The organism is Acidimicrobiales bacterium (assembly GCA_016716005.1).
GTDB lineage: Bacteria > Actinomycetota > Acidimicrobiia > Acidimicrobiales > JADJXE01 > JADJXE01.
Genome location: JADJXE010000001.1, coordinates 2044996 through 2070494, shown reverse-complemented (window position 1 = coordinate 2070494; position 25499 = coordinate 2044996). Strand labels below are relative to the sequence as shown.

27 protein-coding genes and 2 tRNA genes are annotated in these 25499 nt (G+C 72.9%); 17 read left to right on the top strand and 12 right to left on the bottom strand.

The genetic code is table 11. The annotated features are described in order from the left end of the window. Window positions 1-6: 6 nt before the first annotated feature. From gyrA to IPM45_10135, 7 genes are all read left to right on the top strand, one after another. Window positions 7-2490 carry a DNA gyrase subunit A gene (gene gyrA / locus IPM45_10165; GenBank protein MBK9179911.1) on the top strand — a complete coding sequence of 828 codons (2484 nt, stop codon included), beginning with the start codon at window positions 7-9 and terminating at the stop codon, window positions 2488-2490. 64 nt (window positions 2491-2554) lie between these two features. Then, the gene (locus tag IPM45_10160; protein ID MBK9179910.1) at window positions 2555-2905 is read left to right on the top strand and encodes a hypothetical protein; all 351 of its coding nucleotides are present in this window, start codon (window positions 2555-2557) and stop codon (window positions 2903-2905) included. Between the two features lie 17 nt (window positions 2906-2922). After that, window positions 2923-3681: a DUF3566 domain-containing protein gene (locus tag IPM45_10155; GenBank protein ID MBK9179909.1), complete on the top strand. Its 759-nt coding sequence runs from the start codon at window positions 2923-2925 to the stop codon at window positions 3679-3681. A 60-nt stretch (window positions 3682-3741) separates the two neighbouring features. Continuing rightward, window positions 3742-3815, top strand: a tRNA-Ile gene (locus tag IPM45_10150). A 34-nt stretch (window positions 3816-3849) separates the two neighbouring features. After that, complete coding sequence (locus IPM45_10145; GenBank protein ID MBK9179908.1) at window positions 3850-4008, top strand: hypothetical protein; 159 nt, start codon at window positions 3850-3852, stop codon at window positions 4006-4008. After that, the gene (locus tag IPM45_10140) at window positions 4008-5009 is read left to right on the top strand and encodes a Gfo/Idh/MocA family oxidoreductase (GenBank protein ID MBK9179907.1); all 1002 of its coding nucleotides are present in this window, start codon (window positions 4008-4010) and stop codon (window positions 5007-5009) included. Before IPM45_10145 ends, IPM45_10140 begins: the two co-directional genes overlap by 1 nt. A 145-nt stretch (window positions 5010-5154) precedes the next feature. After that, entirely contained in the window at window positions 5155-6003 is an 849-nt protein-coding gene (locus tag IPM45_10135) for a sigma-70 family RNA polymerase sigma factor (GenBank protein MBK9179906.1), read from the top strand. A 53-nt stretch (window positions 6004-6056) separates the two neighbouring features. Here IPM45_10135 and IPM45_10130 read toward each other — a convergent pair whose 3' ends face one another. The 4 genes from IPM45_10130 to IPM45_10115 form a co-directional block, all read right to left on the bottom strand. Continuing rightward, a complete protein-coding gene (locus IPM45_10130) occupies window positions 6057-6830 on the bottom strand; it encodes a hypothetical protein (GenBank protein ID MBK9179905.1) in 774 nt (257 codons plus the stop codon). Next, complete coding sequence (gene flgN, locus IPM45_10125) at window positions 6827-7225, bottom strand: flagellar export chaperone FlgN (protein MBK9179904.1); 399 nt, start codon at window positions 7223-7225, stop codon at window positions 6827-6829. Before flgN ends, IPM45_10130 begins: the two co-directional genes overlap by 4 nt. Window positions 7226-7294: 69 nt before the next feature. Next, the gene (locus tag IPM45_10120) at window positions 7295-8029 is read right to left on the bottom strand and encodes a maleylpyruvate isomerase N-terminal domain-containing protein (GenBank protein MBK9179903.1); all 735 of its coding nucleotides are present in this window, start codon (window positions 8027-8029) and stop codon (window positions 7295-7297) included. A 14-nt stretch (window positions 8030-8043) separates the two neighbouring features. Beyond that, window positions 8044-8847: an ATP-binding cassette domain-containing protein gene (locus IPM45_10115; protein ID MBK9179902.1), complete on the bottom strand. Its 804-nt coding sequence runs from the start codon at window positions 8845-8847 to the stop codon at window positions 8044-8046. Between the two features lie 63 nt (window positions 8848-8910). Between IPM45_10115 and IPM45_10110 the strand changes: the two genes are divergently transcribed. Beyond that, entirely contained in the window at window positions 8911-9414 is a 504-nt protein-coding gene (locus tag IPM45_10110) for a transcriptional repressor (GenBank protein ID MBK9179901.1), read from the top strand. Here IPM45_10110 and IPM45_10105 read toward each other — a convergent pair. The 3 genes from IPM45_10105 to IPM45_10095 form a co-directional block, all read right to left on the bottom strand. Further along, on the bottom strand, window positions 9385-9918 hold the full coding sequence (locus IPM45_10105) for a DUF1003 domain-containing protein (protein MBK9179900.1): 534 nt from the start codon (window positions 9916-9918) through the stop codon (window positions 9385-9387). The genes IPM45_10110 and IPM45_10105 overlap by 30 nt on opposite strands. Window positions 9919-9931: 13 nt before the next feature. Next, window positions 9932-11146 carry a magnesium transporter gene (locus tag IPM45_10100; GenBank protein ID MBK9179899.1) on the bottom strand — a complete coding sequence of 405 codons (1215 nt, stop codon included), beginning with the start codon at window positions 11144-11146 and terminating at the stop codon, window positions 9932-9934. 85 nt (window positions 11147-11231) lie between these two features. Continuing rightward, window positions 11232-12146 (bottom strand): MerR family transcriptional regulator, encoded by a 915-nt coding sequence (locus IPM45_10095; protein ID MBK9179898.1) that lies wholly within the window; start codon window positions 12144-12146, stop codon window positions 11232-11234. A 125-nt stretch (window positions 12147-12271) separates the two neighbouring features. Here IPM45_10095 and IPM45_10090 point away from each other — a divergent pair, with 125 nt between their 5' ends. From IPM45_10090 to IPM45_10075, 4 genes are all read left to right on the top strand, one after another. Next, window positions 12272-13654 carry a PAS domain-containing protein gene (locus tag IPM45_10090; protein ID MBK9179897.1) on the top strand — a complete coding sequence of 461 codons (1383 nt, stop codon included), beginning with the start codon at window positions 12272-12274 and terminating at the stop codon, window positions 13652-13654. A gap of 185 nt (window positions 13655-13839) precedes the next feature. Then, window positions 13840-15429: a PQQ-binding-like beta-propeller repeat protein gene (locus IPM45_10085; protein MBK9179896.1), complete on the top strand. Its 1590-nt coding sequence runs from the start codon at window positions 13840-13842 to the stop codon at window positions 15427-15429. 287 nt (window positions 15430-15716) lie between these two features. Further along, entirely contained in the window at window positions 15717-15863 is a 147-nt protein-coding gene (locus IPM45_10080; GenBank protein ID MBK9179895.1) for a hypothetical protein, read from the top strand. 450 nt (window positions 15864-16313) lie between these two features. Continuing rightward, window positions 16314-16853, top strand: coding sequence for a hypothetical protein (locus IPM45_10075; protein MBK9179894.1), 540 nt, complete (start codon window positions 16314-16316; stop codon window positions 16851-16853). Between the two features lie 89 nt (window positions 16854-16942). Here the strand turns inward: IPM45_10075 and IPM45_10070 are convergent, their stop codons facing one another. Next, a complete protein-coding gene (locus IPM45_10070; protein MBK9179893.1) occupies window positions 16943-17140 on the bottom strand; it encodes a hypothetical protein in 198 nt (65 codons plus the stop codon). A gap of 110 nt (window positions 17141-17250) precedes the next feature. Here IPM45_10070 and IPM45_10065 point away from each other — a divergent pair, with 110 nt between their 5' ends. From IPM45_10065 to IPM45_10055, 3 genes are all read left to right on the top strand, one after another. Beyond that, entirely contained in the window at window positions 17251-18114 is an 864-nt protein-coding gene (locus tag IPM45_10065) for a CPBP family intramembrane metalloprotease (GenBank protein MBK9179892.1), read from the top strand. Between the two features lie 371 nt (window positions 18115-18485). Next, complete coding sequence (locus tag IPM45_10060) at window positions 18486-18785, top strand: ParB N-terminal domain-containing protein (protein MBK9179891.1); 300 nt, start codon at window positions 18486-18488, stop codon at window positions 18783-18785. A 193-nt stretch (window positions 18786-18978) separates the two neighbouring features. Beyond that, window positions 18979-20511, top strand: a complete 1533-nt coding sequence (locus IPM45_10055) for a Ppx/GppA family phosphatase (GenBank protein MBK9179890.1) — start codon at window positions 18979-18981, stop codon at window positions 20509-20511. Here IPM45_10055 and IPM45_10050 read toward each other — a convergent pair. The 3 genes from IPM45_10050 to IPM45_10040 form a co-directional block, all read right to left on the bottom strand. Further along, window positions 20508-21734, bottom strand: a complete 1227-nt coding sequence (locus IPM45_10050) for an LLM class flavin-dependent oxidoreductase (GenBank protein MBK9179889.1) — start codon at window positions 21732-21734, stop codon at window positions 20508-20510. The two genes, IPM45_10055 and IPM45_10050, sit on opposite strands and share 4 nt — an antisense overlap. 72 nt (window positions 21735-21806) lie before the next feature. After that, entirely contained in the window at window positions 21807-22781 is a 975-nt protein-coding gene (locus IPM45_10045; protein ID MBK9179888.1) for a TIGR03560 family F420-dependent LLM class oxidoreductase, read from the bottom strand. A 71-nt stretch (window positions 22782-22852) separates the two neighbouring features. Then, window positions 22853-23677: an RNA methyltransferase gene (locus IPM45_10040; GenBank protein ID MBK9179887.1), complete on the bottom strand. Its 825-nt coding sequence runs from the start codon at window positions 23675-23677 to the stop codon at window positions 22853-22855. A 22-nt stretch (window positions 23678-23699) separates the two neighbouring features. Between IPM45_10040 and IPM45_10035 the strand changes: the two genes are divergently transcribed. Together IPM45_10035 and IPM45_10030 are read left to right on the top strand one after the other, a co-directional pair. Beyond that, entirely contained in the window at window positions 23700-25079 is a 1380-nt protein-coding gene (locus IPM45_10035) for an aspartate aminotransferase family protein (protein MBK9179886.1), read from the top strand. Window positions 25080-25146: 67 nt separating this feature from the next. Continuing rightward, a tRNA-Ala gene (locus IPM45_10030) sits at window positions 25147-25220 on the top strand. Window positions 25221-25261: 41 nt separating this feature from the next. Here the strand turns inward: IPM45_10030 and IPM45_10025 are convergent. Continuing rightward, window positions 25262-25489 carry a hypothetical protein gene (locus tag IPM45_10025; GenBank protein MBK9179885.1) on the bottom strand — a complete coding sequence of 76 codons (228 nt, stop codon included), beginning with the start codon at window positions 25487-25489 and terminating at the stop codon, window positions 25262-25264. Between the last annotated feature and the right edge of the window lie 10 nt (window positions 25490-25499).

Below are 25499 nucleotides of genomic sequence, written 5' to 3'. Positions count from 1 at the left end.
GACCCGATGAGCGACAGCACGATCACCACCGGCGGCGAGGGCGACGACGACGGCCTGGGCATCACCTTCGGTGTCATCGAGCCCATCGAGATCCAGGAGGAGATGGAGCGCTCCTTCCTCGACTACGCCATGTCCGTCATCGTGGCGCGGGCCCTGCCCGACGCCCGGGACGGCCTGAAGCCGGTCCATCGCCGGATCCTGTTCGGGATGTACGACATGGGCATCCGGCCCGACCGCAGCTACGTGAAGTGCGCCCGGGTCACCGGCGACGTCATGGGCCGCTACCACCCGCACGGCAACCAGGCGATCTACGACGCGCTGGTGCGCATGGCCCAGGACTTCAGCCTGCGTCACCCGCTCGTCGACGGGCACGGCAACTTCGGCTCCCCCGACGATCCGCCCGCGGCCGAGCGCTACACCGAGTGCCGGCTCTCGCCGATCGCGATGCAGCTGCTCGACGGGATCGACGAGGACACCGTCGACTTCGCCGACAACTACTCGGGGGAGTTCAGCGAGCCGGTCGTGCTGCCCGCCCGGTTCCCCAACCTGCTCGTGAACGGGAGCCAGGGCATCGCGGTGGGCATGGCCACGAACATCCCGCCGCACAACCTGGGCGAGGTCATCGACGCCACCGTGCACCTGATCGACAACCCGGAGGCGACGCCCGAGGACCTGATGCGCTTCGTGAAGGGCCCCGACTTCCCGACCGGCGCCCAGATCCTGGGGCGCGCCGGGATCCTCGACGCCTATCGGACCGGCCGCGGCTCCATCAAGATGCGGGCCGTCGCCGAGATCGAGGAGACCAAGCGCGGCGGCCAGCGGATCGTCGTCACCCAGCTGCCCTACCAGACGTCGGGCGGGCAGATCCTCACCAAGATCAAGGATCTGGTCGAGGCCCGCGAGCTGGACGGGGTGCGCGACCTGAACGACGAGTCCTCCGGTCACGGGACCCGGCTCGTGATCGACCTCAAGCGAGACGCCAACGCCCACGTCGTGCTGAACAACCTGTTCAAGCACACGCCGATGCAGACCAGCTTCGGCGTCAACATGGTGGCGCTGGTCGACGGCATCCCCCGCACCCTCAACCTGGCCCAGGCGCTGCAGGCCTACGTCGATCACCAGGTCGAGGTGCTCCGCCGGCGCTCCGAGTTCCGCTTGGCCAAGGCCCGGGCGCGGGCGCACATCGTCGAGGGCCTGGTGAAGGCCCTCGACGCCATCGACGCCATCATCGCCCTCATCCGGGGCTCGGACGATCGCGACGCGGCCCGCGGCGGGCTGATGGCCGCGCCGTTCGAGTTCTCCGAGGTGCAGGCCAACCACATCCTCGACATGACCCTGTCGAGGCTGACGCGGCTCGCTCGCCACGAGCTCGACGAGGAGCTGGCCAAGCTGCGCGAGACCATCGCCGGCCTCGAGGCGATCCTCGCCGACGAGGGGCGGCTGCGCGGGGTGATCAAGACCGAGCTGGCCGGGGTGCGCGAGAGGTTCGTCGAGCCCCGCAAGGCCGTGATCACCCACGATCCGGGCGACATGAACATCGAGGACCTGATCGAGGACGAGGAGCTCGTGGTCACCATGACCCGGGCCGGCTACATCAAGGCGGTGTCGGCCGACGCCTTCCGGAGCCAGCAGCGCGGCGGCAAGGGGCTGCGGGGGACCACGCTCAAGGCCGAGGACGTCATCACCCATGTCGTGCACACGACGGCGCACGCGTACCTGCTCTTCTTCTCCAACCGTGGGCGGGTGTACCGGTTGCGCGCCCACGAGATCCCGCAGAAGGAGCGGGCTGCCCGGGGAACGCCGATCATCAACCTGCTCCCCCTGTCGCCCGACGAGCGCATCCAGGCCATCATCGACACGCGCGACTACGAGACCTCGCGCTTCCTGTTCTTCGCCACCAGGCAGGGCCAGGTGAAGAAGACCCTCTTCACCGAGTACGACAAGTCGCGTCGCGAAGGGTTCATCGCCATCAGCCTCAAGGACGGCGACGAGCTGGTCTCGGTGATCCAGACGGGCGGCACCGACGACGTGTTCATGGTGAGCCGCCTGGGCATGACGATCCGCTTCGCCGAGGACGACGTCCGCCCCATGGGCCGTGACGCGGCCGGCGTGCGGGGGATGCGCCTGCGCGACGCCGACGAGGTGGTCTCCTGCGACGTGGCACGCGACGAGGTCGACCTGGTGTTCGTGACCGATGCCGGGTACGGCAAGCGCACCAAGCTCGCGCACTTCCACGCGCAGGGGCGGGGAGGCCAGGGGGTCCGGGGGATCAAGCTCACGGCTCGTCGGGGGTTCGTGGCCGGGGCCTTCATGGCCGGTCTCGACGACGACCTGCTAGCCGTCACCTCCGCCGGCCAGACCATCCGGACGACGGTGAAGCAGCTGTCGGCCCAGGGCCGCGACGCCACCGGGGTGCGGCTGGTCACCCTCGACGAGGGCGACTCGGTGGCTGCGGTGGCGCCCATCCTCGCCACCGACGACGAGGCCTGACCAACTCCCCGCGCCCTTCCCCACGCCCTTCCCCCTGTCGTTCATCCGGCAACGGAGGTGGATCGTGCGCGTGGTCGTGGACGGTGATCGGGGTCAGGTGATCCCGCTCGTGGCCGTGGCCCTGGTGGCCGCGGGCGCGCTGCTGTGGCTGCTCGCCGCCCTGGGGGCGGTCGTGGTCGACCAGGCACGGGCGCGCAGCGCCGCCGATGCGGCCGCGCTGGCGGGGGCCGCCGAGGGGAGGGAGGCGGCGGCGGCGGTGGCCGAGGCCAACGGGGCACGGCTCGAGGCGTTCGAGGCCGACGGCACCGATACCCAGGTGTGGGTGCGCGTCGGGCGCGCCGTCGCCCGGGCCCGGGCCACCCGGCGCTTCGAGCCGGCCGCGACCGGCTCGCCGCCGTCGGCGCTCGGGGGGTGATCCCCTACACTCCCTGCGTGGCTGACGACGAGGTCGTGGTCGACGAGGCCCGCGCCGGCCCCACCGCCCCGTCGCGGCGCGCCCGCGCCGGCACGGCCCGAATCGCCGCCATCACGGCCGACGAGGCCGCTGTGACCACCGTCGTGCCGGCCGTGGCCCCGGCGGAGGCCCCGCCCCAGTCGTCGCCAGAGGCCACGGCCGAGGGTTCCGAGACGGCCCTGCCGCCGGTGCCCGACCGGCCGCCGCGCGCCGAGGAGGGCGTGGCACCGCGAGGACCCGCAGCGGCCGCCCGTCCGGCGACCGTGCCGGTGCCGGTGCCGGTGCCGGTGCCGACAGGTCCGGGCGCACCAGCCACCGGGCGGTCGTCGAAGCGCTCGGTGCGGGTTCGGGCCCGTCGTGTGCATCGCGTGGTCCGGCGGGTCGACCCGTGGTCGGTGCTGAAGCTCTCGCTGGTGTTCTTCGTCTGCCTCGACGTCGTCGTGATCGTGGCGGGCGTCCTGCTGTGGAGCGTGGCGGTGTCCACCGACACGATCGACAACCTCGAGAGCTTCATCCAGGAGCTGTTCGCGCTCGACCGGTTCCAGTTCGACGGGCGCCAGATCTTCCGGGCGGCCGTGGGCGGGAGTGCGGTGCTGGTGCTCGCCGGGACGGCTGCGACGGTGGTGCTCACCGTGCTGTTCAACCTGATCAGCGACCTCGTCGGCGGGGTCCGGGTGACCGTCGTGGAGGAGGAGATCCTCGTGCCGGGGCCCGCCACACCGCCATCGAGCGGCTGACCCGCCGGGTCGCCGTCGTTCGAAGCCGCCACCAGGGATCGGATAGGTTGAGCAGGCTCCGGGGCTATAGCTCAGTCGGTTAGAGCGCACCCCTGATAAGGGTGAGGTCGCTGGTTCGATTCCAGCTAGCCCCACGGTGATGGCGACGCGACCAGCGGGGCCCGTGACGTGAGCGCTGGCTCCGTCGCAGTGAAGATGGTCCGGCGCGCCGCCGTGGCCCTGGGGATGGCGGCCATCCTCGCGGCGGTGCTGCGACTCCGCGGGTCGGGCGGCATCCCACCGCAGGAGGGGGGCTGGCGCGAGCTGTCCGGTCCCGACCTCCGCTAGTGCGCGTTGCCATCGTCGGGGCCGGGGCCGCCGGCGCGAGGGCCGCACGGCAGCTCCTCTCCACCGACGGGGTCGAGCGGGTACTCGTGCGCGACGTGGACGGCGCCCGGCTCCGCGCCGTGGTCGAGGGCCTGGGCGCCCGGGCCGGCGCCGACACAGGCCCGTGGACGAGCCCGCCGGATGCCGCCGTCGTCGTGCTGGCGGGGCCGGCCGGCACCCATGCTGGGTCGGCGGCGCGAGCGCTGGAGGCGGGCCGTCACGTCGTATCGGTGTCCGACGACATCGACGACGTGCGGGCGTTGCTCGGCCTCGACCTCGAGGCTCGGGAGCGGGGCCTGCACGTCGTGGTCGGCGCAGGCTTCTCCCCGGGGATGAGCTGCCTGCTCGCCCGCCACGCGGCCGCCAGCTTCGACGAGATCGACGAGATCCACGTGGCCAAGTCGGGAACCGGCGGGCCGGCGTGCGCCCGCCAGCACCACCGCGCCCTCAGCGGATGGACGGAGGACTGGCGCGACGGGGCCTGGGTGCGGCGACGGGCCGGGTCGGGACGCGAGCTGTGCTGGTTCCCCGACCCCGTCGGAGCGGCCGACTGCTACCGGGCCCGGCTCCCCGAGCCCCGGCTCCTGGTCCACGCCTTCAGGGGCGTCGAGCGGGCGACGGCCCGCATGGCGGCCACCCGGCGCGACCGCATGAGCGCGCCCCTGCCGATGCTCCGACCCCCTCACCCCGAGGGGACGGTGGGCGCGGTCCGCGTCGAGGTGCGCGGCCGGCGGGGCCGGGCCCGCGAGGTCGCGGTGCTCGGCGCGGTCGACCGGCCCGCGGTGTCGGCCGGGACCGTGGCCGCCCTGGCTGCGGTGTGGGCGGCGGAGCGGCGTCTGGGGCCGCCGGGGGCGGCCGGGCTCGCAGCGCTGGCCACCCCCGTGCCGTTCCTGGCCGAGCTGGCTCGGCGGGGGGTGCGGGCAGCCGTGTTCGAGGGCAGATCGGCTCCGTCGCCGGCCTGACGGCCCGGCGCGGTGACGGGGAGGCCGAGCGCCCGGTGTGGCCGCCTGGCGTGGGCCGTTCGGCTCATTTCCGACTCGAACCCTTTCAGGGCGGGGTCGGATCGGCCGATACTGCCGTGGGCGGTTCGTCGTTGGAGGGAAAACGATGGGCGAGCGCGCCGCGGTCACGGAGCTGGTCGAGCGGAACCTCCCCCTGGTTCGCCAGGTGGTGGCACAGGTGGCGGCGCACTTTCCCCGTCATGTCGACCGCGAGGAGCTTGCCCGGGCCGGCACGCTCGGGCTCGTCGAGGCGGCTCGCCGCTACGACGGGGAGCGGGGCGTGCCCTTCGAGCGGTTCGCCGCGCAGCGCATCCGGGGGGCCATCCTCGACGCGGTGCGCCAGGCCGACTGGGCCCCCCGCGCCGTGCGCACCGTCGCGCGCCGGGTCGATCTCACCAGCCAGGAGCTGGCGAGCAACCTCGGTCGTTCACCCACCCGCAACGAGCTGGCCGGTGCCCTCGGGGTGTCGCAGCAGGAGCTGTCCCGGGTACAGGAGCGGGTGTACCGGGCGGTCGTGCTCGCCCTCGACCACCCGACCTCGTCGCCCGGCGACGACGACGACACCTCGCTGGGGGACGTGCTCGCCGACCGGACCCACCTGGAGCCCCCCGAGGAGCTCGAGGCGCGCGAGCTGCTCGGCTACCTCAGGGACGCCGTGGATCTCCTGCCCGACCGGCATCGCCTGGTGATCGCCGGGTACTTCCTGGAGGGACGCACGTCGCTCGAGCTGGCGGGCTTCCTCGGGGTCACGGAGTCGCGGATCTCCCAGCTCCGCTCCGAGGCACTGGAGCTGCTGCGGGAGGGCATCGAGGCCCAGTACGAGACGGCCGGTCGGGGCGATGCCGCCGCCGCGGCGCCGGTGTCGCGGGCGCGGGCGCGGCGGGTGGCATATGCCGAGGCCATCGCCACCGCCAGCACCTGGCGGGGGCGCCTGGAGCCCGCCACCGGTCACTGACGTCTCGCTCCCTGGTCCGGACGCCGCCGGTTCGCCGGCGGCGCCGCCGCGGTTCAGCGGAGGAAGTCGGCGAGCGAGGGGAGCGGGACGCGAGACGCGTCGGCCAGGGCGCGCCGGGCGAGGAGGCCCTGGGCCTCGTGGAGCTGGGCGTCGGCCGGTTCGGCCAGCAGGGCGCTGAGCAGCTCGTCGCCGGTGTGGCGCAGGCCGCTCAGGGCCGCCTGGCGCGACGCCCGAACCCGGCGCAGGCGCGCGCTGATCGCTCGGTGAGCGAGCTGCAGGTCGGCCGCCCGGGCCTCCAGGTCGTCCCAGCGCCGCTCGGCGGCTCCCCGGTCGCCCTCGCGGAGGCGGGTGGCGAGGTCCTGCACGGCGCTCAGCAGGTCGATCGGCGTGTCGAAGCCGAAGACGGTGCGACCGTCCGGGTTGACCCGCACGACGAGGTCGGGTCCGATGCGGCGCATCACGGGACGCTGGTCGCCGACGAACCGGAACCCGTCGGGTCCTCGGGCCACCGCTCGCTCGGCCAGGCCGCCGAACAGCCGGCGCCGGCCGTGGCGCTGGTTGGCCAGCTGCACCAGACGGGCCAGCCGGCGCTCGGCCAGCCGGGCGAGGCGTTCGGGGGCATCGGCGGAGGAGCGCAGCAGCTGCAGCTCGGTCACGATGTGCAGCGCCCGGTCGAGCGCGGTCCGACCGGCGTCGAGCCAGCCGACAGCGTCGTCGGTGCCGGCCAGGTCGGTCCGGAGGCGCCGCTCGGCGGCGCGAAGCGCTCCGAGGCCGGCCCAGGGCGGCGACGCGTCATCGAGGGGAGACCCCGCACCGGGGGCCGTCACGGCCTCGCCCCGCCGACGAGGGCCGAGGGGACGTCGTCGGCTGCGAGCTCCCGGTTGAGCGCACCCACCTCGTCGATCTCGGCGAGCAGGTCGGCCAGGCTCCGCCGGTGGCCGTCGAGGATGCTCCGGTACGGCTCGGGTGACCGCTCGGCCAGCTCGGCCAGCGTCGGATTGCCGTCGGCCAGGCCCAGCCGGGCACCCACCGCCTGCACGTGGGCGGCACGGAGCAGCTCGGCCCGCCGGACCTCCTCCACGGCCGCACCGACCTCGTCAGCGGCCCAGGCCAGGAAGCGTGTCTCGCCCGCCACCAGCAGATGGTGGGCTTCGACCAGGCGGAACAGGAGCGTCTCCAGCAGCCGTTGCTCGGCGCTGAGGTGCTCGGCCAACCGCTCCATCGCGACCTCCTCGCCGGAGTGATCGGCTCGCGGCGGTCGGTACCTGAGGCACTCCCCCGAATTGCCCGGTCAGGGCCGGACCCGAGCCCGCCAGCGCTCCAGCAGCGAGGCGTCGCCGAAGACCTCCAGGTCGGCTGGACCGAGCCGCCCCCACAGCAGGAGGAGCAGCCGCCCGGCCGGGCCCCGGGCGGCCACGTCGCCCTTGGCGTGGCCGCGGGTGACGACGGGCCCCCCGGGGTCGAGGCGGATGAGCCATTCGCCCGCGATGTCGGTGGCGTGGACGTGGATCGTCTCGCCGTTCCCCCCGCTCAGGTCGCCCAGGCGGCCGGTGGGGAGGAGCACGTCGAGGAGCTCGTCGATGCCGTCGGCCCCGAGCGCTGGACGGATCGGGCCGGGCGCCCCGGCGGCGGCCTCGGCATCCCAGCGGTGCACGACGGTCTCCAGGGCCTGGCGTCGGATCCAGAACGCGGCCGTCGGTGCAGCGTCGGCCCAGACCCACAGCGGTTCGTCGGGATCGATCGCCCGCAGGGCGGCCACCAGCTCGGCGGCGGTCGCCCGGTACCACGCGAGCAGCTCGGGCCCCGCGGGGATCGGCGCCGGCTCGTCGACGGGCACGGCGTCGGTGAGTCGCCCGACCACGATCGTGGTGGCCCACCGGTGGACCCGGCCCACGTGGGCGACGAGGTCGCCGACGTGCCAGCCGGGGCAGGACGGGACGGCGGCGTCGAGGCCGGCCCGTTCGGCGGCGTCGGCGAGGGCCGCGGCGTCGGCCTCGAGGGCGTCGACGTGCTGGGCCGGCTCCACGGGGACCGCCCTGCTCACCGTTCGCTGGGCAGGGCGTCGTGGTGGTGGTCGCGCTCGGCGACCATGAGGCGACCTCCCACCCGGGACAGCACGATCCCGAACGTCTCGAGCAGGTTGGCCTCGGTGAGGACGTCGTCGGGGCGGCCGATCGCGATCACGCGCCTGGCGAGGAGCAGCACCTGGTCGGCGTGGGCGGCCTCGCCGATGTCGTGGGTCGCGGTGACGACGGCCGCGCCCCGCTCCCGCTCGGCAGTCACGGCGTCGAGGTAGAGCTCGCGGCCAACGGCGTCGAGGCCGGCGGCGGGCTCGTCGAGCAGCAGGAGGTCGGCCCCGCGGGCCAGCACCTGCGCCAGGTAGATCCGTTGCTGCTGACCGCCCGAGAGGGAACGCAGCGGCGCGTGCGCGAGGCGTTCGACGCCCATGGCGGCGAGGGACGAGTCGACGAGGGTCCGGTCGGCCGGGCCGAGGCGGCCGAGCAGGCCGTGGTGGGCGAAGCGCCCCATCCGCACCACGTCGGCAGCCCGGAGGGGCAGCACGATCGCCGACGCGTGGAACTGGCTGAGGTAGGCGACCCGAGCCGGCTGGCGCCCCGGCGGCTCGCCGAACACCTCGAGGCGCCCCTCGAGCGGGTCGAGCAGGCCCACCACCGTCTTCAGGAACGTGGACTTACCCGAGCCGTTGGTCCCGACGATGGCGAGGGTGGTGCCCGCCGGCACCTCCAGGTGCAGGTCGCCGACCACCATCCGGCCCTCGTGGCCGATGTCGAGGTGCTGGGCGCACACGGCGATGCCGTCGAAGCCGCCGGCGTGCGAGTGCATCCACCCAGCATGGCGCATCGGGGGCTTCTCATCGATTCTCACTCCCGGTGCTAGGGTCGGGGGGTGCCTTCCCGTCACGGCCAGACGGCCCGACCGGCGCCCGACCTCCATGCCATCGTCGCCACGAGGCTCCGGCGCGACGGCCAGCGCTACACCGACAACCGCCGGGCGCTGGTGGGCGTCCTGGGCGACGCCGGCCAGCCGCTGACGATCGCGGAGATCCTGCGACGCGGCGACGACCTCGCCCAGAGCTCCGCGTACCGCAACCTGGCCGTGCTCGAGCGCGCCGGGGTCGTCCAGCGGCTGCTGACCACCGACGAGTGGGCCCGCTACGAGCTGGCCGAGGACCTCACCGGGCACCACCACCACCTGATCTGCTCGGCGTGCGGGGCGGTCGCCGACGTGGCCGGCTCGGCCGAGCTCGAGCGATCGCTGGCACGAGCGATCGAGCGGGTCGCGGGCGACAGCGGCTACCGGATCGAGCGCCACCGGCTCGATCTGCTGGGGGTCTGCCCGGCCTGCTCGCGAGCGGGGCGGTCAGGCGGGGTGGTCGGCGGCCCTGGGTGAGCCGAGCCCGGCGGCGGGGTCGGCGGGGTGGTCGGCGTCACCGGCGAGGCGCTCGACCGCATCCGTGAGCCGGCCGACCTGCTCGGAGAGGTCGTCGCTGGTGACCACGTCGGCCAGCGCGAGCCGGATCGAGGCGATCTCCCGGGCCAGGAACTCGGTGTCGGCCTTGGTCCGCTCTGCGACCTCGCGGTCCTCCTCGTACTCGGACCGGTCGCGGTCGGCCTGGCGGTTCTGCGCGAGCAGGATCAGCGGTGCGGCGTAGGCGGCCTGGGTGGAGAAGGCCAGGTTCAGCAGGATGAAGGGGTAGGGATCCCAGCGGAGGCCGACCGCGGCGAGGTTGATGATGATCCAGACGATCACGACGATCGTCTGGATCATGAGGTAGCGGCCGGTCCCCAGGAGGCGGGCGATCGCCTCGGAGAAGTTGCCGAAGGCCTCGGGGTCGTAGTGGATGCCGAAGCTCCGGGGCGCCCGGGGTCGCGAGAGGTCGTCGCGACGCTTCATGGCGCGGGCCCCCTCATCGCACGCGCCGCCGCTGGCGCCAGCCGACCGGCAGGACCCGGTCGAGCACGTCGTCGATCGTGACCGCCCCCACCAGGCGGCGCTCGTCGTCGCACACCGCGATGGCCAGCAGGTTGTAGGCCGCCAGCCGCTCTGCCACCTCGAGCTCGGGGACGTCGGGCGTGATGAACGGCACGTCCTCGTCGATGCACCGGCCCACCTCCATGGCCGGCGGTTCCCGCAGGAGGCGCTGGATCCCCACCGTGCCCAGGAAGGGCCCCGTGGGCGTCACGGTGGGCGGCTGGCACACGAAGACCTGGGCCGCCTCCGACCCCGGCAGCTCCTGGTCGCGGACCCGCGCCAGCGCTTCCGCCACCAGGGTGGTGGGCGTGAGGATCACCGGTTCGGGGGTCATCAGGCCGCCGGCGGTGTGCTCCCCGTAGGACAGGAGGCGCCGCACGTGCTGCGCGTCGTCGGGATCCATGGAGTCGAGCAGCCGCAGCCGCTCCTCACCGGGGAGCTCGGCGAGCAGGTCGGCGGCGTCCTCGGCCTCCATCTCCTCGAGCACGTTGACGATCCGGTCGGCGTCGAGGCCCTCGAGGATCCGCACCTGCTCGCTCTCGGGGAGCTCCTCGAGCAGGTCGGCCAGCCGGTCGTCCTCCATCAGCTCGGCCAGCCGCCGCCGGCGGTTGAGGGGTAGGCCCCGGATCACGGCTGCCACCTCCACCGGGTGCATCGTGCTGAGGCGGGCCACCTCGGCCGCGTCGGGGCCGGCGTCGAACAGCTCGGCCAGCTCGTGCCACTCGACGATGCGGGTCGTGCGCCGGCGACCGAACGGCCCTCTCGTGCCCAGCGCGACCGTGGCGACCTCCCACGCCGAGGTGCGCCCTGGTTGGAGCCGAACCGCGAGGTCGTTCACGGTCTCGTTCCCCAGGCGGCGGTCGAGCAGGTCGGCCACCACCAGCAGCTCGCCCTGGCGCTTGCGGAAGTGGCGGAGGTCGATGGTGCCGCTCCGCAGCCGGGCGCCGTCGTTGTCGAGCTCGGCCACGCGGCCCGCGTTCACGAAGATCCGTCGCCGCTGGCTGGACGCGACGAAACCGATGACGCGCGGCGGCTCGCCGCCGTGGGCGGGCCCGATCACGATGTCGACGATGCGCCCGAGCGCGCTGCCCTCGGCGTCGAGCAAGGGCAGTCGGACCACCCGGAAGGCGTAGACGAGCTCTCCGGCCACGGGCGCAAACTACTGTCCGGCGCCCACTGCGGCGCGGTCCGGACAGGGTGCGCCCTCGCCGCGCGGTGGTGCTGGCGGCGGCGGCTCAGGCGGGGTCGGGCGCGCCGGTCAGCAGGCGCTCCAGCGCGACGGCGACGTCTCGCACCCGCTCGGGGGCGAGCGCGAACCTCCGGGCAGGGTCGGCGTCGGCCGCGTTGAAGCCCCTCCCGATCAGGAGCACCGCCACCGGACGGGGGAGGAGGGCGTCCCGCAGGAAGGCGGCGGCGGGCTCGCGGTGGTGGGCGACGACCGCCAGCAGGTCGGGGCGGATGCCGGCGACCACGTGGTTGATGGTGGCCACGGGCACGTCGGCGCCGAAGTCGTGGACCCGGAAGCCGTGCCCCTCGAGCGAGGTCACGGCCACGACCAGCCCCAGGTCGACGTGCTCGCCCTCGGGCGTGCACGTGACGGCGGAACGGACGCGAGGCAGGGTGTCGGCGGGTGCCACGCAGCGGAGGTGCGTGCGGAGCAGTTGGGCGGCGAACGAGTCCCGAGCGGATCGGGCCGGGTCGGCGTGGCGCCGGGCGTTCAGGCGGCGGACCAGCGGCACGACCACGTCGTCGAGCAGCTCGTCGATGTCCAGGCTGGCGCTGGCGGCGTCGAGGGTGGCGCCGGCGGCGCCGGCGTCGAAGCGCTCGAGGGCGAGCCACAGCCGTTCGCGGTAGCGGTCGGCCGGCGGCAGGGCCCGGTGGGCGACCAGCGCCGGGCGGGCCCGCTGGCGGCGCGCACCCGCCACCCGGCGGGCGGCCGCCCCGACGTTCCAGCCCTCGGCGACGAGTTGCTGCACGTGCAGCACCGCCTGGACGTCGCCCTCGGTGTACAGGCGGTGCCCGCCGGCGCTCCGGGTGGGCTGCAGGACGCCGTAGCGGCGCTCCCACGCCCGGAGCGTGGCCTCGCCCACCCCCGTTCGGCGGGCCAGCTCACCGATGCGCATCTGCGGCACGCTGGCGCCACCCGGCATGGCCGGCAGGGTAGCGAATCCCCTGGCTCCCCGGGGGCGCGTCGCCGAGGAGTCGGGCACTGCTCTTGCCGGCCGGCGGGGGCGGGCGAGATGCTCGCGCCGGCGGACGGCGACGGGGGCGGCCGATGGGGCGCGACAGCGATGACGGGCGACCGGGCGGGGCGGGTCTCGGCCCCTTCGGGAACGTGCTGGGGGAGCTCCTCGCCGAGCAGCGCGACCCGCTCCTCGTGCTCGACTTCGACAGCGTCGGCGAGGCCATCCTGGTGGTGGCCGTCGAGCCCGGCCCTCGCTTCCGGTACACCGCCGTGAACCGTCGGGCGGCCGAGCTGGTCGGGCTGCCGGAGGAGCGGTTGGTGGGGAGGGAGGTCCAGGTGGGCCTCCCTCCCGAGGACGCCGAGCGGGTGCTCCACAACTACCGGGAGATCGTCCGCACCGGCGAGGGGCGCAGCGTGGTTCTCGAGGTCCACGTTCCGGAGCACCGGGCGTGGGAGGTGGAGGCCCAGCCGCTGCTCGACGACACCGGCACCGTCACCAACGTGATCGCGGTGATCCGGGACATCACGGCCGAGCGCCGTGCCGTGCGCCGGGCGGTCGAGCACTTCGAGGCCTCGTTCGTCGGGTCGCCGGTCGGCCTGGCCCTGATGTGGCCCGACGGGCGGATCCAGCGGGTCAACCGGGCCCTCACCGACCTGCTCGGGGTGGGTGAGCAGGACCTGGCCGGCCGGTGGCTGCACGAGCTGACCCACGCCGGCGACCGCGATCGAGTGAGGCGCCACCTGGGCGAGCTGGTTGCCGGCACGCGCCCGTCGTTCCAGCTCGAGGTGCGGCTCGTGGGGCCCGGCGACGACCCGGTGTGGGTGCTGCTGGCGGTGACCGGGGTGCTCGACGACGGCATCGCGCTGTCGGCCGTGGCCCAGATCGTCGACGTGACCGCGCTCCGGCGGGTGGAGGGGGCCCTGCGCGAGCGCTTGGCCCTCGAGCAGGTGATCCTGGAGGCGGCGGCCGAGCTGGCCGGCGCGACCGGTGCCCGGATCGATTCGGCCGTGGAGCGGGTGCTGCGCCGGCTGGCCGAGTACGCGGGGGTGGACCGGGCCGAGGTGCTGGTGGTGGGGGAGCACGGCCGGGTCGGGCAGGTCTACGAGTGGTGCCGTCCGGGTGTGCCCTCGATCCGGGCGCAGGTCGAGGCCATGCCGGCGGCCGTGGTCGACACCCCCATCGCTCACCGCCTGCGGGCCGGCGAGGTGGTGCACGTGCCGTCGGTCGAGGAGCTGCCGACCGGGTCGCTCGAGCGGCACATCGCCGATCTCCACGGCGTGGCCGGCTTCCTCATGGTGCCGGTGCCGGCCGGCGAGCGGGTGATCGGGGCGCTCACGTTCATCGCGGTGCGATCCGAGCGCCGCTGGGCACCCGACAGCCTGGCGCTGTTGCCCATGCTCGCCCAGGTGATGGGACCGGCCCTGCTGCGCCGGCTCGGGCGCCGGCCGCCGCCATCTCGCACCGAACCTTGACATCTTGTCGAGGGTCGGGTGAAGATGCCGCCGCCGGCGGGCCGCGTGGCTGCGGCGGAGGGTCGGGCACACGGCCGGCCCCGGCCACGCGGCCCGTTCGCGCTCCGGACAGGGCGGGGTCGGTCCCGGCCGTGGTCCGGCGGTGATGTCGGGGCCTCGGCGCGGCGCCGAGGTAGGTTCGCCCCGTGCCTGGGCGCCATTCGTCCGCGGCCCCCCGGGGCCTCCGTGGTCTGCTGGTGCTGGGCATCCTCGCCGTGGTCGTGCTCGTCGTCGGAGCCGCCATGGCGCTGCTGGGCCGGGCGGGCTCGGGCGACGGCGACGGCTCCGGTGCGACGGTCGCGGCTCCGGGCGACGCCGCAGGCGCCACCGTCGTCACCACCACCACCTCCACCGTGGCCGAGACGACCACGACGGTGCCCTACGACGGGTGGGTGGACCCGGCGTCGGTCGGCCAGCCGTACGGCGACACGGTGCGAGGGCTGCTGACCTTCCGGGGCAACCCGACGCGGACGTACTACGGCCAGGGCCCGGTGCCCGCCGATCCCATCGTGCTCTGGCGGTACCCGTCGAGCGGGGGCATGTGCTCGGAGTCCACGACGGGGGGCGAGACGACCACGTGGTGCGGCACCGGCTGGACCGGTCAGCCGGCGGTGTTCGAGCGCGACGGCCGGACCCTGGTCGCCTTCGGCGCCTACGACCGGGCCGTGCACCTGCTCGACGGCGACACCGGCGCCGAGGTGCTCCCGCCCTTCCCCACCGGGGACATCATCAAGGGCAGCGTCACCATCGACCCCGACGGGTACCCGCTCCTCTACACGGGATCCCGCGACAACTACTACCGGGTGCTGGCCCTCGACCGCCCGGGCGAGATGGTCGAGCTGTGGAAGCTGTCCGCCGACGCGGTCAGCCCGGTCCTCTGGAACAACGACTGGGACGGGTCGGGCCTGGTGATCGACGACTTCCTGTTCGAAGGGGGCGAGAACAGCCAGATCCACGTCGTGAAGCTCAACCGCGGGTACGGCCCCGGCGGTGAGGTCACGGTCGATCCGCAGCTGGTGTTCAATGCCCCCGGGTGGGACGACCAGCTCCTCGCCGACGTCGGGGATCAGCAGATGTCGATCGAGAACTCTGTGGCGATCTGGGGCAACACCCTGTACTTCGCCAACTCGGGGGGGCTGGTGCAGGGCTGGGACATCACCGGGGTCGGCGACGGCGTGGCGCCGACCCGGGTGTTCCGCTTCTGGACGGGCGACGACACCGATGCGTCGATCGTGGTCGACGAGGAGGGCTACCTGTACGTCGGCGTCGAGTACGACCGCAAGACCGAGCGGGGCCGGGAGGTGGGCCAGCTGCTCAAGCTCGATCCCCGCCAGCCCGACGACCCGGTGGTGTGGTCGATCGACGACACCGAGATCGGCAACGAGGGCGACGGTGGGGCGTGGTCGACGATGGCGCTGCACGACGACCTGGCGATCGCCACGACCAACGCCGGTCGGGTGCTGGGCATCGATCGGGCCACCGGGCAGATCCGGTGGGAGAAGCGACTGCCCGGCCCGGTGTGGCAGTCACCGGTGGTGGTCGACGACGTGCTGCTCCAGGGCGACTGCGACGGGATCCTCCACGCCTTCGACGTGAGCGACACCACCGTCGACCCGCCGGCCATCTGGCAGGTCGACGTGGGGGGGTGCATCGAGTCGACGCCTGCCGTGTGGGACGGCCGCATCTACGTCGGGACCCGCAACGGCCAGTTCGTCGCCATCGGCGACCGGCCGTGACGGGCGGACCGGGCCGCTGATACCCCGGCGGGAGCAGGGTCCAGGGCCCGCCCCATGAGGCGGGTCTGGGCCCGCCGGTGAACACGAGGTGCGGTGAGCGCGGCTCCACCTTGAGGCCCTCCGCCTCGCGCAGCTCCCGCACCCGCTCGGCGGCGATCAGCTCGTAGATCTGCTCGTTGACCGCGTCGAGACCGACCATGCGGCCGAGCTGGGCGAGCAGATCGTCCAGGCCACCCTCGCCGGGGCGCCGCCCCGCAGGGGCACCGATCCGCTTCCAGGTCGCGGGCATGTCGAGCGCCTTGTCGACCATGGTGGCGAGCCAGCGGGCCAGGGCGATCGCCTCCATGACGGCGCCGCTCGTCGACGCGTCGAAGTCGGGAGGGCACCGCACGTCCATCCAGACGCTCACCATGTCGTCGACGTCCGACGTGTAGGCCCGGTGCGCGGCCCCGAGGTACGAACCGCTGTCGGCCACGACCGCGTGCACCCGCGGGTCGTCGGGCAGCTCGGGGAGCACCAGGACGGTCATCACCGCCCCGATCGGCGGGACCGACGGTGGCCGCCGTACTGCTACTTCGCTCCACCTTCGAACTTGGGCGGCGGGCCGGCCACCACGTGGGCGTGATCCGGATGGGGGGCCGTGGATTCGGCGAGGGAATCCTCCGTTGATTGCGCCGCGTCGCCGAGATGGCCGACCGTGTCCGATCGGCGCTGAAGCCGCCCTGCCGCGATTACCATTCACGGCATAAGGGCTTCGGGCTTTGGGCCATCCTGCAGTCGAGATCGGATTATCGAGCGGCATTACCGAGCGCTTCTCCGTCTGCCCTGGGCACGAGGCTGCGGTATTGTGTTTCTGCGAACCCATCGATCCGACGGAGAAGGCCATGAGTGACCCAGATGCAGGCGCAGAAGATGGTTGGAGCAGATACTATGTGAAGAGTTCAGGTATCCTGCAGCGCGATTTGTCGGTCTATCGTGACGAATCCTTCGAGAACCAGATGTTCACGATAGTCGGGGATAAGCATGGTGCCGAGATCTTGAACGCCGGCGGAACCGTGGTGATGACGGCCGTTGTCAAGAAGGCATTCTCTGCGAAGGTTGAGTACACGAATGCTGACGGCGCTTTGGCCGGAAACCTGAAGACCAATTCGGTATTCAGCAAGAAGCGTATGGAACTAACTCTCGCCAGTGGGGCTGAGTGGACTGTTGTCAAGGCCGGTGGTCTGAAGCAGTCCTACTCGGTGTTTGAAGGTGATGTACCCATAGCTAAGATGGATCTGAAGACTCTGGCACTGAAGCATGAGTATCCAGTCGATATCGCCGAGAGCGTGGATCTCCCGCTGGCACTGGGCCTTGTGTGGGCTATCAACTTCGCGCACCTTCAACGGGTCGCGGGGGCGGGCGCGGGCGCGGCGGCGGTATAGGGTTCGTCACTCGCTCGTGTCCGATGCACCGTCCGCCTAGACGTATCGCCTGCTGCTGGTGGCCTCCGACGGTCGCACCGTAGAGCGGCTCAGCCAGCGTCGTCGCCGTCGACGTGGTGGTCGCGGATCTGGAGTAGTTCGGCGAACGTCTTGACGTCGTAGTTGTTGACCATCTTGGCTTCGAGGTCGAGCGACACGTCGTGCTCTGTGTCGGTGATCGTGAGGTACTTCACGATGCCGTGTGTCTGCAGCTCCGCCTCGGTGGTCGCTCGGTCGAACTTGACCATCGGGACAAAGTAGGTCGGGCCAGATTCGCATGAGAGAGCCATGCGAGACGTAGCCGTTACACCATGCGGGGGAGTGGCAAGACTCCCCGAAGGTCTGGCACCATCGTGAGGTGACCACCTACGAGCCAGAAGTCCAGGAAAGAGACGAGCGAACGCCGATCGAGCAGGACGTGGGCGCGGTGAGGGCCCAGCCCGGCGTAAGGGTCGCCGTCTTCGTGTTCATCGGGTACATCGCCACGATCGTGATCGCGAACTTGATCTTCGCTCGTGATTTCGACTTCACGGAAGTAACCAAGACTGCGGAGAACACTCGCGATGGGATCCTGATCCCGGTTGGTGTGGCGGCGCTCTACCTCACGATCATGGCAACCGTGCTCGGGTGGTGGCGCCCGGCGTTGTTCGAGCCGCGCCAGCGGGTCCATCTGCCGCGTTGGCTGTGGGTCATTCCGATCCTTGCCGTCATCGGGTTCGCCGGTGACATCGCCCGCTCGGACAACCGTGGTGACTTCACGACGGAACACTGGTGGTACCTGACCATCGGGTTCGCACTCGTCGGCTACGGCGAGGAGCTGATGACGCGCGGCCTGCTACTGACCGGAATGCGGGCCGAGTGGGTGGAGAAGCGAGTCCTAATCGGTACCACGTTGCTGTTCGCTCTGATGCACGGGCTCAACTTCGTGTTCGGTCAGGATCTGTCCACCACCATCAAGCAGGTGGTGGGTGTGATCCCGATGGCGCTGCTGTTCTATGTCGTGCGTCGTGTGACCGGGACGCTGATCTTCTCGATGGTGGTCCACGCGCTGCTGGACTTCTCGCTGATCGTGTTCAGCGGTACGGAGGGCCAGCTGAACAACCTCGACAGTGACGCCGGTGCGCCGGTGGGGGCGTCGATCCCGCTCTTGCTCGCGATCATCGCGTTGATCGTGTACCGCAAGCGGTTCTTCAGCGGGAACACGAACCCGGCCGCCGCCTAACCGACCACGTTGCGGACATCGTGGACGTACGGATCGAGCCACCACGGCGTGGTCGCTCGGCCGTGCAGGCGTCGTGCCATGGCGACCGTCAGCGCGATGCCTGCCGCATCGAGGTCTCCCTGCCGGGCGAGGACGATTGCCGGCTCTCCGGATCTGAGCGGGGTCCGGTAGCGGGCTGAGGGGTCCGCGGGCGCGGCACAGGGGCTCAACAGGATCGGTGGTTCCTACGCCGACCGAGCCTGCGGAGCCCCTTGGAGACCCCGGCCACGCGCACTCGTGTGGCGCAAGCACCGCTGGGCCTGCCCGACCGGGGAGTGCCCGCGCCTGGCGCTGCCAACCGTGCGGGCAGGTCGGCCCGGCACCCTGAACGGGTGTCGCAGCAACCCCCCGCAACCGGGAGCAACCCGGCCGCTGTGATCGCCCCGGACCTGGCCGAGCTGGCCGCCCCCACCGACACCCTCCTGCTGCTGGCCGGCAAACCGCGCCGCGGTGACGTCGACGCGGTCGCCCGGTCGCTGGCCACGTTCGGGCAGCGCAAGCCGATCGTGGCCCGCCGGTCGGACCGCACGGTGATCGCCGGGAACCACACGCTGCTGGCCGCCCGCCAGCTCGGCTGGCCCGCCATCGCGGTGGTGTGGGTCGACGACGACGACGTGACCGCCCGCGCCTAGGCGCTGGCCGACAACCGCACGTCGGATCTGGCGAGCGACGACCCGGGTGATCTGGAGGCGATGGTGCGCTGGGTGGCCGAGCGGGACGAGGAGCTGTTGGCGGCGGCGTCGTGCCGGGTGCCGCTCGCTGATCTGGACCTCGGCGACCGACCGCCGGTCGCGCCGCCGCCTCGGCAGGCCGTACGCTCGCCGTGTGCGGATCGCCGCCCTCGACCTGGGGAGCAACTCGTTCCACCTGCTCGTGGTCGAGGCCCATCCCGACGGCCACTTCGACGCTCTGGTCCGCGACAAGGAGATGCTCCGGCTCGGCGACGTGGTGAGCCGCACGGGTCACGTGCCGCCGACCGATGCCGACCGGGCGGTCGAGACCGTCACGCGGTTCCGGATGCTCGCGGAGTCGGTCGAGGCCGACGAGGTGTTGGCCTTCGCCACCTCGGCGATCCGCGACGCCGAGAACTCGGCGGCGCTCCTCGATCGGCTCAAGACCGAGGCGGGTGTGCGCGTGCAGGTGATCAGCGGCCTCCGGGAGGCGGAGCTGATCTTCGACGCGATCCGCGCCAGCGTGGTGCTCGATCCCGGCCCCGCGCTGTGCCTCGACCTGGGCGGCGGCAGCCTCGAGGTCATGGTCGGCGACGGCTCCGGCCTGGACTGGGCGACCAGCGTGAAGCTGGGGGTGGCCCGCCTCACCGCCGAGCTGGTGCAGGCCGACCCCCTGGGCAAGGACGACGTGCGGCGCCTGCGCCAGCGCATCACCGAGGTGCTGGAGCCCATCGCCGTGCGGGTGCTCCCCCGGCGCCCGCAGCTGCTGGTGGGCTCGAGCGGCACGCTCTGCGACCTGGCCAGGATGGCCGAGGCCCAGCGCACCGGCTCGGAGCCGGCCACCGTCAACCAGCTGAGCGTGCACCGCAAGGACCTCCTCGCGGTGCACGAGCAGCTCCTCGAGCTGCCGTCGTCGGACCGGGCGCGGCTGCCCGGGATCGACCCCCGCCGGGCCGACCAGATCCCGGCCGGCTCGATGGTGCTCGCGGTGGCGCTCGAGCTGTTCTCGCTCGACTGGCTCACCACCAGCGAGTGGGCCCTGCGAGAGGGGATCGTGCTCGACGCCATCGGCCATCACGACACCCTCGACGGCGGCGGCGATCCCCGCGTGATCCGCAGCGCGTCGGTGTCGGGGCTGTGCCGGCGCTTCGGCTGGAACGAGCCCCATGCCCGCCAGGTCGCCCGCCTGGCCCTCGATCTGTTCGACGGCACCTGGCCGCTCCACCGCCTCAGCGCCGACGACCGCGAGCTGCTCGAGGCCGGCGCGTTCCTCCACGACCTCGGTGAGTACGTGGCGGTCGAGGGACATCACCGCCACGGCGCCTACCTCATCGAGAACGGGCGGCTCCGCGGCTTCGCCCCCGCCGAGGTGGACCTGCTCGCCTCGATGGCCCGGTTCCACCGGCGGGGGGAGCCCAAGCAGTCGTACGAGCCCTACGCCCGGCTGGGCAAGCGTGACCGCCAGCGCCTGGGGGTGCTGCTCGGCCTGCTGTGCGTGGCCGACGGGCTCGACCGCACCCACGCCCAGGTCGTCGACGGGATCGAGGTCACCATCAGCCCGGACGAGGTGCGGGTGGCGGTCCACGCCGAGGGCGACGCCGACCTCGAGCTGTGGGGCGCGCGGCGCAAGCGCGATGCCCTGGAGCGGCTGTTCGAGCGGCGCCTCGTCGTGGCGCCGGCGAGCTAGCCGGCCTCGCTCGCCGGCTCGGCCGCCCTCGGGACCACCAGGGGGCTGCCGGCCCGGGTCTCCTCGGCGGTGACCTCGCGCGTGTGGTGCTTGTTGATCGCCTCCATCACCGCGACCACGGCCCCGCCCATCAGCTCCGCCTTGTTGGCCGACAGGTACTCGGCCGATGCCTCGAGGGAGCGGGTGTACCCGTTGATCCTGGGCACCACGTAGCGGGCGAAGAGGTCCCAGCTCCGGTTGGTGGCCTCGGGGCTCGCCCAGTCGTGGACGAAGCCGAGTGCCGTGCCGAAGCCACCCGAGGTGGCATGGACCCTGAGGATCGTCTCGGCCACCTCTTCGGGCGTGCCGATGGCGCCGATGCCGATGGCGTTCATGCCCTCGGCGAGGGCCCGTCCGTCGTCGACGTGCTCGGCTCCGGGCCGCCCGAGGATGCGCACGTTGTACTCGTTGTGCCAGTGCGCCAGGCCGTCGGCGACCTCGGCCACGGCCTGTTCGTGGGTCTCGGCGACGTGCCAGGAGAACAGCACTCGCCAGCTGCGGCGGTCGGCCACCTGCCCGCACTCGGCCGCGTACGTCTCGGCGATGCCCCACTGGGTCGGCAGGGCGGCCAGGCCCTCGGCGGTGTTGGACGCCACCGACAGCACCCCGATGCCGTGCTTGCCGGCCAGCTTCATGCCCGACGGGCTGATGGTCGACGCCGCCGTCACCGGCAGCTCCTCTTGGAGCGGCAGCAGCTGGAGGGCGGCGTCGTGCAGCTCGAACCAGTCGCCCTGGTAGGAGAACCGCTCCTCGCCGCGCAGGAGCCGCAGGATCACCCCCAGGGCCTCGTCCTGGCGGTCGCGCAGCAGCGAGGGCGAGATGCCGTGGGTCCGTGCGTCGGACGGGAGCGCCCCCGGACCGGTGCCGAGCATGGCCCGGCCGCGCGTCAGGTGGTCGAGCTGGACGATCCGCTGGGCCACGTTGAAGGGGTGGTGGTAGGGGAGCGACACCACGCCGGTGCCGAGCATGATCCGCTCGGTCCGCTCGCCCGCGGCCGCGAGGAAGAGCTCGGGGGAGGCGATGGTCTCCCAGCCGCCGGAGTGGTGCTCGCCGACCCACAGCTCGTCGTAGGCGAGTCGGTCGAGGAGGACGGCCAGGTCGAGGTCGCGCCGGTACTGCAGGGTGGGGTGCTCGCCCAGGGGGTGGTGGGGGGCCAGGAACGCGCCGAAGCGGAGACGAGCCATGGTCCCGAAACTACTTGACCGGCCGGTCAAGTGCCCGCCGGTGAACCCGTGCGCTCGCGTGTGCGCCCCTGCTCAGCCGCCCAGCACGGTGCCCAGCACCTCGCCGGCCAGCTCGACGCTCTCGAGGTCGTGGGCATCGGGGAGGTTCACGATCAGGCCGTCGAGGCCGGCGTCGAGCAGCGCCTGCACCTGCTCGCCGACGGCATCGGGGCCGCCGACCAGGAACATGCCCTCCACGCGGGCGCGGTCGTCGTCGGGCAGCGCGGCGAGGGTGATGCCCCGCTCGGCGAGGGTGGCGTCGCGCCTGGCCTCGGCGTCGGCCTGGGTGCGGCCCGCGATCAGGGTCCCCAGCCGGGTCCGGCAGATCGTGGCCGGGTCGCGCCCGACGGCCTCGCAGTGCCCGTCGAGGACCCCCATCAGGTGGCGGACCTGGTCGGGCGTCCCGAACACGTTGCAGGCGTCGCCGTACCGGGCGACCATCCGCAGGGTCTTGCGCTCGCCCGACCCGCCGATGAGCACGGGCGGGCCGCCGGGGGTCACCGGCCGGGGCGAGTTGAGCGCGTCGCGCACCACGAAGTGCTCGCCCGAGAAGCTGGTCGTCTCGTGCACGAACATCGAGCGGATGATCTGCAGGGCCTCGTCGAGCTTCTCGAAGCGCTCGGTGAACGTGCCGAACCGGAAGCCGTAGCCGTCGTGCTCCTGCTCGAACCACGCCGCGCCGATGCCCAGGATGGCGCGGCCCGACGAGATGACGTCGAGGGTCGTGACCTCCTTGGCCAGCAGTGCCGGGTTGCGGTACGTCACCCCCGTGACCAGGCCCCCGAGCCGGACGGTGCTCGTGCGGGCGGCCAGTGCGGAGAGCAGCGTGTAGCACTCGAGCATGGGCTCCTCCGGCCGGCCGAGGAGCGGCAGCTGGTAGAAGTGGTCCATCACCCAGACCGAGTCGAAGCCGGCCTGCTCGGCCGTGGCGGCGATGGCCGCGACCCGCTCGAACAGCTCGGCGTCGGGGACGCCCGGGTAGGTGAAGCTCGGGATCTGGAGGCCCATGCGGATCAGACGGCTCATCGCGCCTTCCTACTACGCGCCCCGTCCTGATGCCGCTGCCCGGGTGCGGACGGTCAGCCGGGGCGCAGGGCCCAGAGGGCGACGGCCCCGGCCGCGGCCACGTTGAGCGAGTCGGCCCGGCCCGACATGGGGATGCGCACGCGCCGGTCGGCGGCGGCCAGGGCGGCGAGCGACAGGCCGGGCCCCTCGGCGCCCAGCAGGATCGCCAGGGGCCCCGACGGCGGGGGGTCGAGGCGGTCGATGGGCTCGGCGTCGGGGGCCGGGGTGAGCGCGAGCACCGTGAAGCCAGCCGCACGGAGCCACGCCAGCCGACCGGGCCACGGCGCCAGGCGCGTCCAGGGGACGTGCAGCACCGCGCCCATCGACACCCGCACCGACCGGCGGTACAGCGGGTCGCACGACCGGGGGTCGAGGAGCACCCCGTCGGCGCCGAGGGCGGCCGCGCTGCGGAACAGCGCGCCCAGGTTCTCGTGGTCGCCGATCCCCTCGAGCAGCAGCAGGCGCCCGGCCCGGGCGACGACCGCGGCGGGGTCGGGGAGCGGGAGGCGGTCGGCGGCCGCCAGCGCGCCGCGGTGGAGGTCGAACCCGGCCACCGCGCCCAGGATCTGCCGTGACGCCACGTACACCGGCGCGGCCACGCCCTCCAGCACGTCGCCCAGCGCCGCGGCGCGGGCGGGGAGGACCAGCAGGGACCGCACGGGGTACGGCGACGCCAGGAGCCGCCGCAGCACCGCGACGCCCTCGGCCACGAAGATGCCCCGGCCCTCGCCGCCCTCGACGGATCGCCGCAGCTCGGCGTCGCGCAGGTGCCGGTAGTCGGCCAGGCGAGGGTCGCCCGGATCGTCGACGGGGATGAGGGTGGCCACGGTGCGTAGCATCGCGGGCGAGGAGGCGATACCCATGACCACGCCGGTCGACCCCGCCACGCAGGAGCTCGTCGCTCGGGCCAAGGAGATCACCGAGCAGGAGCTCAAGGTCTTCGAGGATCGGACCCCGGGCTCGAAGGCCCAGGACGCCCGAGCCAGCAGCCGGCTGCCGATGGGGGTGCCGTCGAGCTTCCAGTTCTACGACCCGTACCCGATCGTGGTCCGCCACGCCAGGGGGACCCGCGTCGTCGACGTCGACGGCAACGAGTTCGTCGACTTCAACCTGGGCTACGGCTCCCTGCTCGCCGGGCACTCCCACCCCGTCTTCGCCGACGCCATCCGCGAGCAGCTGGAGCACGGCACCCTCTACGTCACGCCGTGCGAGGCCAACGAGGAGGTGGCCGGGCTGCTGATCGAGCGCTTCCCGTTCGACCTGGTTCGGTTCACCAACTCGGGCACCGAGTCGACGATGGACGCCATCCGCGCCGCTCGCGGCTTCACGGGGAAGACGAAGATCGTGAAGGCCGAGGGCGCCTACCACGGTCACCACGACGAGGTGCTGGTGTCGGTGAAGCCTCCCGTGGCCGAGGCCGGCGACGCCCACCATCCGCTGGCGGTGCCCTACTCGGAGGGGCTGTCGACCACGGCGCTCCGAGACGTGCTGGTCGTGCCGTACAACGACCTGGAGGCCCTGGAGGAGACGCTGGTCGAGCACGGCGACGAGATCGCCGCCTACATCCTCGAGCCGGTCGCCGAGAACATGGGCATCGTGCTCCCGGACGAGGGCTACCTGCAGGGCGTGCGTGACCTCACCCGGCGGCACGGCGTGCTGATGATCTGCGACGAGGTGAAGACGGGGATCACCGCCCACCACGGCGGGGCGTCGACTCGCTACGGGATCGAGCCCGACCTCGTCTGCCTGGCCAAGAGCATCGGCGGTGGCGTGCCCGTCGGCGCGTTCGGCGGCCGGGCCGAGGTCATGGAGGGCATCGCCAGCGGCCGGGTGATGCACCTGGGCACCTTCAACGGCAACCCGCTGGTGATGGCGGCCAGCCGGGCGGTGCTGCGCGACATCGTCACCCAGGAGGTCTTCGACGAGGCGTGCGGCAGGAACCGCCGGCTCCTCGCCGCGTGCCGGGCCGAGATCGACCGGGCCGGCCTCCCCGCCCACACCGTCGAGATGGGCGCCAAGGGCTGCGTCACGTACTCCCCCGAGCCGGTGCGCACCTACCGCGACTACAAGTCGACCGACTTCGACCTGGCGTACGCCCACTGGATCTGGATGATGAACCGGGGGATCTTCCTGCCGCCTGGCCTCGACGAGCAGTGGCTCATCTCGGTGCAGCACACCGACGACGACATCGATCGCCACGCGGAGGCGTTCGGCGGCTTCGTGGCCGCGCTCGCCGGCTGACGGGGCGAGGGCCGACGTGCCGGGCGGGACGGTGGCGTCGGACCGCACCGGTACCATCGTCGCCGACGGGGCCGTAGCTCAGCTGGCGAGAGCACCTGCTTTGCACGCAGGGGGTCGTGGGTTCGAATCCCATCGGCTCCACCGGGTGGTTCCCACCACCGCTGGTGGTCCTCCTGTCGGGATCAGCCGAACCAGCTCGACGCCGACGGCCAGTGCCGCACGGCGCGGGCGGCGGTCGCCAGGGCCTCCTGCTCCTCGTCCACCGGCGGGAGTGCGTCCGGGCCCTCCGGGAGGGGCGGGCTCACCTGGCGCGGGCGCCGGAGGGGCGTCGGAGGCGCCGGCGGCAGGTGAGCCACCGTGTCGTGGCCGCTGTGCCCACCCCGCACAGACCCACCCGATGCCCAGGTCATCACCCTCCGA